Annotated in this window: 5 protein-coding genes; 1 reads left to right on the top strand and 4 read right to left on the bottom strand. The window is 42.5% G+C overall.

The annotated features are described in order from the left end of the window. Nucleotides 1-106 precede the first annotated feature (106 nt). On the bottom strand, nt 107-8,416 hold the full coding sequence (locus tag C0Q44_RS13060; RefSeq protein ID WP_105407774.1) for an immunoglobulin-like domain-containing protein: 8,310 nt from the start codon (nt 8,414-8,416) through the stop codon (nt 107-109). A 462-nt stretch (nt 8,417-8,878) separates the two neighbouring features. Here C0Q44_RS13060 and C0Q44_RS13065 point away from each other — a divergent pair, with 462 nt between their 5' ends. Continuing rightward, nucleotides 8,879-12,436, top strand: coding sequence for an S-layer homology domain-containing protein (locus C0Q44_RS13065; protein WP_258166303.1), 3,558 nt, complete (start codon nt 8,879-8,881; stop codon nt 12,434-12,436). A gap of 28 nt (nt 12,437-12,464) precedes the next feature. Here the strand turns inward: C0Q44_RS13065 and C0Q44_RS31775 are convergent, their stop codons facing one another. The 3 genes from C0Q44_RS31775 to C0Q44_RS13080 form a co-directional block, all read right to left on the bottom strand. Beyond that, nucleotides 12,465-12,560, bottom strand: a complete 96-nt coding sequence (locus C0Q44_RS31775) for a hypothetical protein (protein ID WP_483874453.1) — start codon at nt 12,558-12,560, stop codon at nt 12,465-12,467. 614 nt (nt 12,561-13,174) lie between these two features. Then, on the bottom strand, nt 13,175-14,149 hold the full coding sequence (locus tag C0Q44_RS13075) for a hypothetical protein (protein ID WP_181150994.1): 975 nt from the start codon (nt 14,147-14,149) through the stop codon (nt 13,175-13,177). Nucleotides 14,150-14,204: 55 nt separating this feature from the next. Further along, nucleotides 14,205-16,328, bottom strand: coding sequence for an ATP-binding protein (locus C0Q44_RS13080; RefSeq protein ID WP_105407777.1), 2,124 nt, complete (start codon nt 16,326-16,328; stop codon nt 14,205-14,207). Between the last annotated feature and the right edge of the window lie 2 nt (nt 16,329-16,330).

A 16,330-nucleotide genomic window follows, 5' to 3' on the forward strand; every position in this document is an offset into this window, starting at 1 on the left:
TCTCCGCCCGTGCGGACTGAACGCCGGGATTCCCCATATGCGCTCATAAACAAAAAAGCCAACCCTTTCGGATCGGCTTTATCATTCGTTATGGAGCCTATCGTGTCTACATCAAACTCAATAAATTATAGATCATCACTGCTGCTTCTGCACGGCTAGCATTCTTCTTCGGTGCAAACTCATCGTTACCTACACCGTTTATGATGCCTGCTCCCTGTATTGCCTCTACCGCTTGCTTCGCATAGCTTGCGATGCTTGCTTCATCCTTGAAGGCTGTAGCTTCACCACTTGCTAACGCTAGTTGCTTCATTTGGATCGCCTTGTATACCATAACGGCCATATCTTCTCGCGTAATGTTCTCATGAACTCCGAATCTTCCATTTGATTTCCCGTTCACAATCCCTAGCTTCTGCGCGGTTGCGATATTTCCATGGTACCACTCTCCTTGGTTCACATCACTAAAGCTTGTCGTTGCGCTCTCATCCGATAGCTCAAACATATTCATCAGCATGGTGATGAATTCTGCTCTTGTTACTTGACCATTCGGATTAAACTCGCCGTCGCCTACACCCTTCACAATGCCTCTTGCTCCCAATGCTGAGATCGCATTCTTCGCCCAGTCTTGGGTCACATCCTTAAAGCTCGTTGCAACATACGCTACCGTATACTTGCTTGGATACGTTGGCTTGAACTCTACTTTTCCTGTCGCTGCATTGTATTTACCATTCGTCACCACTCTTAGCTCTCCGTTATCCTTCACATAGTACACCACAACGTTATTTGGATTTTCGGCAGCCTTTAGTGTATATGGCATGGCAATCACGAGATCATCTCTGCCATCAAACTCCGTAAGATTCTTACCATCAATCGTTAGCTTGATATCGTATACGACCTCACCGGTTAGTCCAGCTTGTGCACTAGCTGGCAGTTGATTAGCTGCTATTTTCTTAATCGACAATCCTAAGGTTTTCCCTGCGCTTGTTCCTGTTCCAAGTAGTTCGGTTGCCACGGTTAGGACTGCAGAGCCTGTGTTGATCTCGATGCGATCTACCGTAAAAGTTCCACTTGTTAAGCGCGTATCTACTGCTAGCTCAATCGTTAGCTCGTTCAAGCTTTCATCAGCTTCAACTCTCATGTGTAGCTTACCGCCTGTCGTTTGATCAAGCGCACGCTTCACCGTAGCCGCACTTAACTTCACTTTAGCAGTACCGCTCTCATTTACGACTGGCTTAATGTTTATTTGACCGTTGTCCATGACCACTGGATCACTTCCACCTGGAGCTGGTGGTGCTGTAGGTGCAGGGATATTACCTCCACCACTTTCACCACCACTGCTTGGTGCTTGTGGTGTTCCTGACACCACAACCCCTGCGGATTCATTCCCTGCTGCGTTTACCGTAGTAATACGGAATTCATAACGCGTACCATTCGCAAGTCCTGTGACTTCATAACTGCTAGCCGCATGATTCACCGTTACGGTCTTAAACTCTGTACTTCCTAGACCTGTAATCTTAATAGCGACTAGATCGCTGTCTGTAGGATTACTCCATTTCAAAGTCAGCTTTTGATTACCTGCTGTTACACTTGTTCTTGTCACTTCTCCTGGTGCAGTCGGTTCAACCAATGGTGTTACCGTTACCATAGCGCTGGATAATAAACCACCATCTACTGTAGTTACTGTAATGCTTGCTGTTCCTCGTGCCACTGCTGTTACTTGACCTGTCGCACTTACAGTAGCTACAGCTGGGTTGCTAGAGCTCCATGTTACTGCTTTTTTCGTTGCATTAGCTGGTAATACGGTAGCTGTCAATTGCCCTGATTGGCCTTCTACGATGGACAACGTCGTTTTGTCCAAGCTAATTCCGCTAACAGGTACGTTCTTCCCACTGAGTGCATCATACTCACTTTGTGTAATGGGAATTACTGTTCCGTGACGCGGACTAGCGGGTAAGTTGTAGTGAGAAGATAATGTCCAGACACCTGAAGCAAGATTGGTTGTCTCGAATGGAACATAACCTCTTCCACCAAACTCATCTACGAATAAATACCATTTTTCATCTGTATTTGATTTGAAGATCGTTGGACCCTCAACCCATTTAATGTTACCCACACCTTGATTAATCATCTTGAAGGCTGGATCTAAGATCGAGTCACCAACTTCTTGGAAGATCATCTTGCCAAATGGAGCAGAAGCTCCGTTGTCTTGCTCATCCTTCGTAAAACGATACACTTTTCCATCATGCTCAATCATCGTTGTGTCAATAATGGAATATCCATAATCCAAATATACTTGCGGTTCAGTAAACGTATAGAAATCTCTTGTCTTGCTATACATCATTTTTTGATATGCACTGCCTGTATGGGATGCATCGTCAAACATTCTTGAAGCCCAGAATACGATATATTCACCTGTTGTCTTATCGTACATAATTTCTGGTGCCCATGTATTACCCGCTTCTTCCGGTGCAACCTCTACCATGCGTTGATCTGTCCAGTTGACTAGATCATTCGATTCCCACACCATAATAGAACGACTGCCCCATGTTTGTGCTCTGCCCCAGTTTCCATTGCCGTTAATTTTCAAATCGGTAGCAATCATGTAGAACTTATCACCTTCAGGCGAACGAATAATGAATGGATCACGTACCCCCTTCTCCCCTAAGGCAGAGGTCAATACAGGTTTACCATTATTCAATTCACTCCAGTTCAACGGATCATTACCGTTACTTAGTGCAAAGTGAACTTGCTCCCCTGTTGAAGTACCTTCTCCAGTGAAATATGTGAAGAAGTATCCCGCATAATTTTCATCAGCAGGCCGTTCCTTCACCTTCGCAATGAATTCCTTTGTAGTGGATGCTGAATTTAATGTAATCGTAGCTGTAAGCTTCACGTCTACATTTCCACTACCGTGCGCCGGACGTTGTACTTCACCAGTCACTGAAACGACGTTTGGTTGAGCAGAAGCCCAAGTAATCGTTGTTCCATACAGTCCAGATGCTCGTAATGATATATGACCTCTTACGTCATTAATGTTATGAACGACTAGCGCTGCTTTAGCTTCATCTACAGAAGTGGCATCATTAGGCAATGCCTTAACCGTCAACGTAAAGGTTTTGTGAGCTGTCTCTGTACCATCTGTAAATACCGCTGTTAACGTTACAACTTGATCACCCGTTACGTTAGTTGGTCTGGTTACAGCACCTGTAGTTGAAATCACATTGCCCTTATCTGAAGTCCAGCTTATTGTTGTGCCATAAGCACCTGATGTTGGCAATGTTACATTGCTTATAATCGCATCTTTGGATGTATTAGAAGCAAGAAGATCATGAATCGTTAATTTCTCTGTCGCAGCCGATACCAGCACGCCCTCCATTAGAGCAATCTTCTGATCTGCACGAGCCTTAAGTGATGTAATATCTGCCGCCGTCATCGCACCATCATAGATTTGGAAGTCTGCAATCATACCGCCGAAGTATGGATCAGCTGTATAGAATGACTTACCGATGTATCCACTGCTGCCTGAAGTATTTTTTATTTGTTCTAGCGTCATTCCATTTGTTGAGCCTGATGCAACAGCAACACCATCAATATAAATCGTTAGTGTACCATCCGTGCCTGAAACAACAGTCGTAACTACTTTCCATTCATTATTCTTTAAGCCCGTGGTAGAAGTTGAAGACTCATTATTCCAAGCATTCGTCGCGATACCTAGGCGAGCTAGACCGTTAGCGTTATAACGTGGTGTGAAATACGTATAGTGCGTATTATTGTTTGGTCTTCCTAATGCATATAACCACTCCGCAGCGTTTTTACCGCTCCAGTTCACAATGGATGAAACGGTCATATCCGTTAATCCATCGAGAACTCCTTGTGGTAGCTCTACATAAGAGTTAGTTGTGCCCCCAGTAAAGCTCAGCACACCAGCATCTTCTGTACGAATCCATTCTGCCTTAGACGGATTCATCCATTTACCGTTGAAGTTACCTGTTTGGTCAATAACCGTCGAATTCGCACGATCGCTATCATTCATATCGTAGTGGAGAATGAGCTCTGCCCCAGATGGCTGCTCTACTGGAGGAGTAACATCTTCATTAGCTAAAGTTGCGATCTCTTCAACGGATAATGCACGATTATAAATACGGAAATCATCCAATTTACCATCAAATAGACGATCAGAGCTATTTCTCGATTTACCAATATAATTCATCGTTGTTTCCAGTAACATTCTCGGCTCCACGTTAAATGTCGAGCTACGTTTAACCTCTTGACCATTCACATACAATACTGCATCAAATTCATCCATTGTAATGGCAACATGCTGCCAAGTCTTCGTTGGTAATAGCCCAGCATTTCTCACTGCATATTTATAATCTGATCCTAGTCTCGTGCTGTCATTGCTAAATTTCTCTGTAAAAGGTGTTACGACAGCGAACTCTAAACTACCTGTATCCCCTTGTGTACTCAAGTACATGGTGTTGCGGTTAACCTGTCTGCCTGTTTCAGAAGCATAATCAAATATTCTTTGATTTGCTTGATTTTTGTCCATTTGAACCCATGTAGAGAACGTAGCCTTCTCCAGATTCAAGGATTGAATCAAGTTTTCTGGCAGTTTCACATATCCTGTTGACCCATTAAGCTCTAGCGAGCCACCCGTTTTACCGATACGATCCTCTTCATTAACCGTTGCTCCACCTACGAGTGTTGCGTGATGGCCATTACCAGAAATGTCGTTCAACGTTGTACCATTCACTGTATCTGCATCAAATGAGTAATGTACAACCGGGTCTGTTGATGGTGCTGGACCTTTCATTGCATACTTCTCTTGCAAAGCATTATACTCTGCACGTGAGATTGGAATCACTGTTCCGTGTCGTGGTCCTGGCGGAAGTGCATATTGATCACTACTTAATACATTGTTCATATATTGCGTGCTACGATCCAGATCTGTTGTATATCGTACATGATATGGCCATGAATCCAGGAACAGATACCATTTGTCTTTATGAATATCTTTAAAAATCGTTTGCCCTTCATTATTTCCATTTTTTCCGATCAAGCCAAGTTTATTATCACGTGTACCAGGAACAGCATCATATTGAAGGCCATTTGCTGCAATATCGTCCTTGTCATAATAGAAAGTTGGTGCTTTCTCCACATACACTTTCGTATTCACTTCTGATTTGGTGAATCGGTACAACATCTGATTATGCTCAATAAACGTTGTATCAATGGTCGGAAGTGACTCATCAATCATGACTTTTGGCTCAGAGAAGTTGTAGAAGTCTCTTGTTGTTGCGTAGTACATCACATTGTATTGACCTGCCGGTCTTCCGTTATAATCACCATATGTCTCTGTGTTTTTCATCGATGATGCCCAAAATACGATATACTCTCCAGTTACCGGATCATAGATCGCTTCTGGTGCCCACGTATTTCCTCCCGTCTTAGGAGCAACCTCAATCATACGCTGCTCACTCCAGTTAACGAGATCCTCCGACTCCCAAATCATCATGTAATGACTACCCGTAATCTGAGCTTGGTCGAAATTTGTACTTTCGCCCATTTTCAAATCGGTTGCCAGCATATAGAATTTATCACCTTCTGCTGACCGAATAATGAATGGATCACGAAGCCCTTTTTCACTCATATCCGATTGAAGAATTGACTTCCCATTATTCAGCGCTTTCCAGAACAATGGATCTTCAGCCGTGGCGAAGGAGATCTCTTCACCACCCTCATACTCACCTGTGAAGTAAGCAAAGAAGTATGCATCAAGCTGTGGTGGTGCAGCTGCTTGTTTAATTGTGACGTTAAACGTCAGCTCTTTAGAAGCTGTACCATTCGTAATTGTAGCTATTAACGTAACGGGTATATCCGTAGCTTGACGGCTTACCCAGCCTAACTGTGTAGCGTTTCCAGCTGCTTCAGCCGTTCCTTTAACAACTGCCGGTCTGCTAGATGTCCATGTAATGGTGGAGCCTTGTTCACCTGTAGTGACAAGACGTAAGTTGCCTTTAACATTGTTCGCATTGTGGATCTCTAACTGTTCAGCGTCCAGATCAACCTTCTGCTGATCATCAAATTGCTTCAAGATCGTAACAGGGAATACAGCAGTTGTAGATACGCCTTGATACGTTAAAGTAGCCGTAAGCTCTGCTTGAACATTACCTGCTTGAACAGCTGGACGTTGTACCGTGCCACTGTTAGAAATGACAGCAGGATGACTAGAACTCCACGTAATATTTACGCCGTTTTTACCGCTTTTTGGTAGGTTAACGTTTCTCGTTATCTTATCAGCACTCTGATCTGCCTCGTCTAAGTAACGACCGATATTAAGTTGATTCGCTGCATCATCAACCGTGAGCTGACGTATTTGGGAGATGTGAGTTACGGCTTCTTGTTGATATAACTCGCCCATTTCTTGCTCCGTCAACGCACGATCATATACTCGGAAATCAGCCACGCTACCTTGAAGATATGGATCGTTTGCAAAGATTGACTTACCAATGAAGCCAGAGAACGTAGTATCCGGATTAATCATTTCTGACAGCTTTAGTCCCTTCGCATTACCTGAAGCAACCTTAGCTCCATCCACGAATAATGTCATCTTGTTGCTAGCTTCGGAGAAGGAAACTGTTACATGCTTCCACTGTCCACCGATCAGGTTGGAGTTGGCGCTACCTGTAACTAATGCTTCGTTCGGCCAGCCATTTTTGGAGATACCTGTAGCTATCATATTGCCTGATCCACTACCGTGACGTGGGGTTACGAAGAAATATTTATTCGTTTCCGGTGTTAACACCGTACCCAAACCGAAAATCCAGCGATTCGTACCATCATTCGTCCAGTTCACGATTGAAGATACGGTAATTTCATTCAGACCTTGTAATAGATCTAGTCCATTTGAGCCCTTAGGGATCTCAACATATCCACTATTCGATGTAGAGCTTCCTCCATTGAAGGATATAAAGCCAACCTCACTGTTTGAAATGAATTGTCCATTGTTTGGATTTCTAAATACCCCATCGAATGTAACTGGCTTGTTGGCAACATCCTTCAGTACGAGTTGACCGTCTACTTCTGCAGTCGTTTTCATGTTGTAATGAAGAAGCAGATCATCTTTTAGCAACTTTTCTTGAATGGTAATATCCGATGCAGCTACATACTCTCCATCCTCAGTTTGTACTGTAATGGTAGCAGTACCACCACTAACAGCTGTAACTTTACCCGTTGAATTAACAATCGCTACACTGGGATCACTAGATGTCCAGGTAACTCTTTTATTTGTTGCATTTGAAGGTGATATCGTAGCCACTAATGTCTCGCTGTCCCCCATGGATAAACGAAGTGTAGACTCATTAAGCGAAACACCTTTAACGGCAATCTGCTCAACAGAGTCATCCTTAGGTAGTAAGGTAACCATGAATTCCTTCGTTGCTTGGCTTCCACCTAAAGAAATCGTTGCAGTTAACGTCACTTGTTGCTCCATTTCTCGTAAGATCACTTCCCCAGTTGGACTTATCGCACTCTCATCACTGGAAGTCCATGATATCAATGCGCCATACTTATTGGCAGAAGGAAGTTTAAGAGATTCTGTCACGCCAGATAGTTCACCTAACTCTAGCTCTATTTTGCTTTGTTGTACTTGCTTTTCATTAAATGATTGTTCATATACTTCAGCGATATCTTCACTACTTAGCGCCTCTCCGTAAATTCTTAAATCTTGAAAGCTACCTGCAAAAGTAGCATCCCCTAAATAATTGGAGCGACCGATGTAAGCTTGCAAATCAGTACCGAAGCTTGCTGTTGTTTTCTCTTTGGTGGCCGTGCCTATACTTACACCGTTAATGTAACCTGTAATAGAGCGTTCTGTGATGACCGTCGTATAGTGAACCCATTGACCTTCGTACTGTGACGTAGAGGTGCCTGTTACGCCTACCTCAGTCGTCCAAGGCTGGTCAACATTATTGCGATCTGTAAATACGGACTTAAAATCACCACTTGGATTCGATGGATTAAACATCCAGTAATTCGTTGGTAATTTATTTTCAGCTGCTGGCGTACCGTAGAACAATGCGGAGTAGTTCCCACTTTCCATGTTACTCTTGATCCATACAGAAATCGTTGTATTTTCTTGATGATCAAACAAACCCGTAGGAAGCTGAACGTAGTTCGTATTACTATCGGTCCCTCCAGGTAGAGTAAGACCATCGGCATACGTAACACTTCCTACAGCCGTTCCATGTTTACCATGACCTGATTTATCCAATACATCCTCAATCAATGGATAATGCGCCAACATCGTTGGTGTTATTGTGTCCGCTGAAGCTTGATTGCTAAATGGCAGAACAAGGCTTAAACAGTTACTGAAGGCCAAAAGTAAAGCTAAAGTTATGATTGTAATTCGCTTTCGCATAGCATTCTTCCCCTCGTTTAATATTCAGAAGCATACAATCATTAGCTCACCTTTAAAACAAGACCACCTCGCTCAAGGAGCTAAAAAAACACCCTTAAATGAATGCGCTTACATTTCTTCTCATATTACGTCTTTAACGATTTCAATTCAATGTACTATCATGTTAATAATGTGTACTTTTTTATTGCAATTTAAATTTGACGCAGACTGCAACACTATTCCTACACTTCGAAGTAATCGTTTTCATTCTAAATATACTCTATGTTTAAATTAAAGGATTGAACCCCTGATAAACATAATATATATAGTTGGGCGCTTGTCAAATGGACAACGTGTCCGAATACGATGCGGGTAAGCCATGGGCGCACCGGATCGAAAAAATAAGGAGGATTTTCATTTATGCCAAAACGATTTAGAAGTATGCTCGCGCTCCTCTGTTGCTTAGTAATGGTGGCGTCGCTAATGCCAACCAGCTATGCCACTGCTACTGACAACATCGAGAACGCAGAAGCGAATGAAACACCCACCGCCATTTTTGGAACTCCCGAACTCGGGTCAAACGACCCACTCTGGAGCCAAACCATGGAGCATCACATTACCAAAAGCACGGTGCCCACCGACCCCAGACCTCATGCCACGGGTACAGCCAGAATCCTTTGGGATCATGACTACCTGTATGCCCGCGTAGTTGTGAATGACAGTAATCTATATCAGGGAGCTGGCGCAGATCATCGGTATGACAGCCTGGAGTTTTATGTTGGTACCGGAACCGGAGGCTCAAACCAATGGCGCGTCAGCTCGACGGGCGTGTTTTCAGGGCAGGCCTCTCCAGGCAGGGCTGCATGGACCCAGATCACGGAAACCGAATACATCGTGGAGATGAGAATACCAAAAAGAAATTTGACCTTTGAGGAGGGACAGCTTACCTTCGAGGTTTACATCAATAACTCAACGGAAAAGGGAGCTGACCGCTATGAAGTCGTTTCCAGTTTCGGAGACCCGGACGCAGCTTACACCAGCGCTGCTTCTTTTACAGACAGCCTGCAGCTCACTTCAGCCAATGAAGTGGACACCAGATTTTCAATCACCGCCACTGCGGGACCGGGCGGCTCAATCATGTCGAACCCACCCGGCGATGTCGTGAGAGTAGATCGGGGCTCTAACAAAGAAATTACGTTTACCCCCGATTACGGCAAAATTGTTGATACCGTAACGGTAGACGGCGAGACCGTGACTCTATCTGCCGGCACGTATACCTTTTCGAATATTGAGGCTGACCATACCATTCATGTGACATTCAAAAACGATCCAGACGCGGGGATACTTCCCTTTATCGTATGGAATGACAACTTCGCCAGTGGCGAGTACACAACGGCTGTTATTATTGATTTAGGCGAGGGGATGGCAACGTTAGGCTCCGAGCTTAATCCGAACTTGTTTGCCTTATCGGCTAGGAACACGACCCTGAACGGCGAAGCAGTGACCTTTGAAGGACCACGCAAGATCACAAGAGTATACGCTAATGACGAACCTAAGGTACGCGGCTATCTGGGGCAGGTTAGCAATTCACCAGATTATCAGGACGGACTGGCTAGTGGTCGTTACATCGTAGTTGAATCTGAATTTTATTCAGCGAGCGGCGGCAATACAACGCTGGATGGCAGCAGTAACTCGACAAAGCAGGTTTACACCATTGTCCAAAAAGGCGAAATCATACTGACAGAAGGGAGTCCACTTCGCAATGTGGTTTTTGAACAGGAAGAGGTTGTTAATCCAATCCTCGATAAATTTACAACATTCACAGACAATTCGGTCAATCGTTCGCTCTACCTTCACAAGGATGATGATGGTAAGGTGATGAAAGGATTGCCGCTGTATGTTTATACACATGGTATGTCACGCGGCGGAACAAACGCTGCGACAGACCAAAAAGCCGCTATGAAATCCGCCAACGGCTCAGTCGCTCTAATGAAAAAGATGGAGCAAAATCCCGATAAGTACGCCAGCCATGTACTGAATATTTCCTATAATGGCGTATCTGTTCCCTCAACAGATAATGTTAAGAAGGTCATAGACGCCCTGATTTCCAGCGGCGAAGTAGACCCTAACCGTGTTTACGCAGCAGGCTTCTCCTGGGGCGGCCAGTATACGAACAACTTAGTTAATAGCCACCCTGGCTTCTTCGCCGCCGCCGCACCTATGGCCCCTGTAAGCGGTTCACCGAACGCTAAGGACAATGACGCTCACAACAACCTGGCCTATTGGATGTTTTTAAATGCTCATAATGTTGGAGGTTACCAGACTAACCTCAATAATTTTATCAATAACAATATGCCGAAAATGATCAACGCGAGGGCTTCGCGATTTGAGAGTAATGAAGCACTTACGTGGCCCTACAATCAATTTGATCAGCCGAATCTGAGACCGAATCCTGCCAACACACCTGTTCTGGCTGATTATATAGCGCATGAAGTTGAAGCAGCGGTTCTTTATAACCAGATCACTATGGGAACTTGGAGTATAGCACCTACGGCGCAGTCCTCTAACTTGCCAGCTTGGAACAACGACTATATAGATGTATTTGATTGGATGTTCGCGCAGAGAAAACCGGTCGTACCCGGTGCTCCAAGCGGATTCAAGGCGACAGCGGGTGACAGGCAGGTCACATTGAGCTGGACTGCTCCTGCTGACGACGGTGGCAGTGCGATATTGGGATACAAGGTATGGTATGGCAATGTAACACCGATTGCATTGGATGCGGCGGAGACCAAGTATACCTTCAACAACCTGACAAACGGCCAAAGCTACAGCTTCAAGATCGTTGCGGTGAACGCGAAGGGAGACGGCGCGGAGATCAGTGTGACGGGGATGCCGACGGCGACAAAAACTCCTACCGTGCCTGATTCTGGTGGCACTACAGGCAACACCGGAAATACCGGCAACATCGGTAATACGGGCAACACCGACAATACGGGCACCAGGGCAGACGCCGGAACATCGAAGTCGACCTACACAGTGAATACACCGAAAGATAAGCCCGCGGTCACAGACAAAAACGGCAACACCACCCTGCCCGGCGGCGGCACGATTACGACCAAGGGCGGGACGGAGATCAAGGTACCCGAAGGCACATCGATAGACTCATACGGTAAGGTGACCATTCCGGCGGACAAGAGCGCCCAAGTGACCATCCCTAGCAGCAACAGCACAGTGACCATTCCAGGCGGCTCGACGATAGCGAGCGACGGTACGGTTACAGTAGGCGGCAAAGACGCGCATGTGAACCTGCCAAACGGTAATCAAGTGCATATCCACGGGGGATCGAAGATACGGAGTGGCGGCGCGGTTGTGGTAGGACTGAGCGGCGCAAGAGTCAGCTTAGACAACGGCATGTCGCTGAACATCCGTGAGGGTACGGAGCTGGCGTTCGATGACGCCACCCCACTGGGCTTCCTCGTGATATCGGGCAACCCTTTCAGGGATGCCAACATGGACGACTGGTTCTACAACTATATAAATTTCGCCTACACATACGATCTTTTCAACGGTACGACGTCCACGACGTTCTCACCGGGCACCGCAATGACGCGTGCAATGTTCGTGCAAGTACTGGCCAATCTTGAGAACGTAAACCTCTCCAGCTACACGAGTTCCCGCTTTAGCGACGTGACGGACGGACAGTGGTACACGGCGGCAGCCGAGTGGGCGGCCGAAAAAGGCATAGTCAACGGTACAAACGCAGACCTGTTTGACCCCAATTCACCGATGACGCGCGAGCAGATGCTAGTGATACTTTACAACTACATGAAGTATAAGGGCTTTGAGATACCTGAAAGCCATTCTAAGTCCTTCGCGGACGAGAGTGAGATCAGCTCATGGGCGTTGGAGGCCGTTCAGGCGCTACGGGGCATCGGCATTGTATTAGGCAAGACGGACAACTTTTTTGCTCCCAAAGCCACCGCTACCCGCGCCGAAGTAGCTACTATCTTTGTAAGGTTCGTCGAATATCTGGTTAATTGAAAGCGTATACAGAATAATGAGGACAATTTTAAAAAAAGTTAGGCAAATTCAGTTGCTGTCTGTATCGTGCAGGCGGCAGCTTGTTTAAGTTCCATTGACCTCGATAATGATTGTAATAGATCATATAGCTTTTCACTTCTTGCTTAACTTCTTCCAAGGTCAAACACGCTTTGAAATTCGTTTCATCTTTAAATGTCCTAAGAATGATTCTTGTGGAGCGTTATCCCAACAGTTTCCTCTACGTGACATGGATTGACCTAGCCCCATGTTCTTTCCATTAGAAGTTGAGGGTTGATGATCGGACTGATCGGGGCAACACCATTCGGACTATGCAGGAGATGATCAGTCCACGATATCAGATTCGATGGTTTATGGGGTCGTTAGACAACGACACATTAGCATTTCTATTCTTGTCAACGGAGCCTGACCTCCTAGGCAATCCATACAAAAAAACGCCATCACATGATGTGATGGCGTTTCTCTATGAATGGAGCCTAGGGGGATCGAACCCCTGACCTCATCGCTGCCAGTGGAGCGATAAGGTTCTGAGCGTTAAGGAAAATGGGGAGGCAAGCCTTGAGGGACAAGGCTTGCCTTAGTTTTTTGTTTTTTCGTTCGAGTTTACCGTGAAGCTCGGAAAGGAAAAAGTGTGACCAAAAATGTGACCAGTTCCTATGTAAAATTTAATTGGCACAAAATAGAATCTGGATTCACTTGAAATAGAATCTTATATAACATTTATATTAGTTCAGGAATGTCAATTGGCGTAATACTATCTAATACAGAGTCGAAGCACTTTCCATAAGAAACAACTTTCTTTCTTAAAATATTCCACTCATCAATTGATATCTTCTCGTTTAAATCTGTTTCTATTACGATACAATCATCTGAACACATTCTATTAGTATGTTGCTTGTGATTGTCACTAAAAATTATATGTCTTTGACCCTTACATACTTCTAATTTTTTGTGAGCTAATTTATTTCTCCATTGTGTAACATCCTTGTAGTTTTCAAATGGATTATCATCAAAAGTTGAGACGTTATTGTACTCAATTATCTTTTGAAACATTTTATATTTCATATCCAGTGTAAATAGGAAGTTCCGAAGTTTAAAAAGTTTCTTTATATCTATACTACCCTTCGTCTCAATTTTCATAATTTCAATTTCTGATGCCTCAGCAAATGCTTCTTTTTGCTTTTTCATTAAATCCAAAATTATATTCATAATCTCCACTTGCTGTTCTGATGTCAATTTAGGATACTCATTCATTACATAAGAATTAACTATGAAGTCATTTTGTGAAGTTTGATCTGTTAGTAATCCCCTAATATTAGAAAGAGATGAAAGTCTTTTTGAGTTTTTCTTAATCAAATAATTTGATTTTTCATCGAAATTATTTCTATTAGCTATATATACTCCTTCAAAAGACCCCAAATCTTTTGAAACCATCTCTCTTATATCAGATTCATGCTGAGAGGAATAGAACAGAATATCCGAATCAACATTAATCCCCCGAAGTTTCTTTATAAGGCTGCTTCCTAATATCCCATACGACAACGAGTAGTCTATAAAAAACATATCAAAAGTTTTGAATCCTGATTTTTCTCTCTCCAATCTATCCAAAAATTTCTGAGCGTCCTGAACATATTCTATTTGAATTGTTAACCCAACATCCTCAACCAACATCTCCAAAATTTCCTTGTTTTCCATATAAAAAGAGTCATAGTCATCAACCCATAACAACTTCAAATCACATCTCATATAATCACATCCTTATTTTTAAACCAAAGCCTTGATTCAAATCTTTGGTAATTTTTATAGTTCCGTTCAACTTCTTATTAACTATTTCTCGTATGTGATAAAGTCCTACTCCAGTTCCACTAGCTGTATATCCTTTACCAAATTCAAATAGTTCATCTTCGTTAATTACTCTAGTGTCCATTCCTTTTCCATCATCAGTTAAATTAATAACATAGTCGCCGTTTTCTTTAGCCATTTTAACAGTTAAAGTATCTGATTGGTGTTTTATAGAATTACTTACAACATTCTCTAAAATGACTGCAACATCCTGAGTTGAGAATCTTGTAACATATTCAACATTATCCTCTATGCCAACTATAATTTTTATATTCGTATATTTATTTAAGACATTCTCACAGTACTCTAAAATAAATTCAAACATATCTCCCTCGGTCATTTCCTCTTTTGTATTAAATTGAGCCAATCCACCATATTCTAATGTAGCATGTATTCTCTTTACTTGATAAGATATAGTTTTCAAACTTTCCCATGCTTCATGCTCATTAAATCTACCTCTTTGTAACTTCATAATTAACTTTCTCACTACACTTTCAATCGTACTGACATTAATTTTAACCATGTGCAACTTTTCAGCAAAAACAAATTGATCTTGTGACAATGAATCAACTAGAAAATTATTACGTTTCTTCTCAGTTTTCAGAATTGAATTTGTATTTTGTAATTCTACTCCCAGGCCAGCAACTTGTTGTTCTGCATAAAATCTTTTTTGCTCTTCATTTTCTCTTGATTTTTCGGCTTCTTTGCGTTTTTCCTCCTCTATTTTACGGCGTTCAATCTCCTTTCTTTGCTCTTCTTCATAAAAAGCCATTTCTTCAAATTTTACTTTTTGTCCCAAATGAACACGTCTTCTTATTAATGAATTAATTATTGGCTTTAAAATTGAGATTAGTAATTGAACTCGTTCATCTTTTTCTACAAAACCTTGCCTGTTTGAAGTTGCAATATCGCCTAATTCATTGTGATCTAGTATGTTAAAACTAATTTCACCTTCAATATAATTACTAAACGCCTGTGTATTTTTAAGATAATCCAGGAAATTCTCTACTGCTAGTTTATTTCTAACATAAAGTCGTAACTGATTCGGTCTGTAAGCTTTATTTTTTAAATACTCAGCATCATTTAGTTTGGCATCATCATTCTGAATAGAAGTATGAATACCAATCCAGCCAATCATCTCATAATCCAATTCTTGAGAAGTGTATGATCCATCCTGTTTAAGGAATTTTTTTTTCCCCTTTACAGTAAAGTCAGAAGAGTCAAGCTTCTCGACATATCTTGGTGTGTTCATTACGCTTTCTACTGAAGATTTTACGATTACACTTTCAGCCAACCTATTCGAGAAATTTATTTCCGTATTATTATAGATTGCATAAATATTTTTAAACGCGATTGACTTTTCGACTTTCTCAAAGCGTAAGGGTGAGTTTTTTTCAGTTAAAATTGCAGCTTCTATCTCTCCTGGCAGTGTATCCGTTAAATAAAAATCAGCCAATCTTGCTTTTAAACCAGCTAATGTCTTTTCACCGAAATAAGTTAAGTCAACATTTGTTAGCTTAATCATTGTTCCTGTTTCAAATTTTTCCCATTCCTTTTTCGTTTCAATTTCCATTTGGTTAACATCAATTCTATCCAAATGTGGCAAGTCGGAATCTTTCACATTTGATGCATCGAGACACCAAGCAGAGGTTTCATATTCAGTTTTGGAAATAATAAAGTATTTACTCGATAGATAAAGTGCCGCTAATTTACCTATACCTTTTCGGCCCATTAATTGCTTCTTAATTTCTTCATCAATTTGACCATCCTCACGTTTATCTCTACCAATAAGGACATATTTTTCAGCAATATCTTCGTAACCCATCCCATGTCCACTATCTAATATTTCAATAACAGAGTTCTTTTTATCTTTCATATTAATATAAATCTTAATATTTTTAGCTTGGGCATCTAAACCATTTGCCACAAGTTCAGCAATTGCTGTCCAATGATTCGAGTACAAACCTTTCCCAAGAAGCTTCAAAGCAAAATATGAGAAATTAAAGTAAATTGTACTATCAGAGTTTTGCATAC

The organism is Paenibacillus sp. PCH8 (assembly GCF_002968835.1).
In the GTDB taxonomy this organism is placed as follows: domain Bacteria; phylum Bacillota; class Bacilli; order Paenibacillales; family Paenibacillaceae; genus Paenibacillus.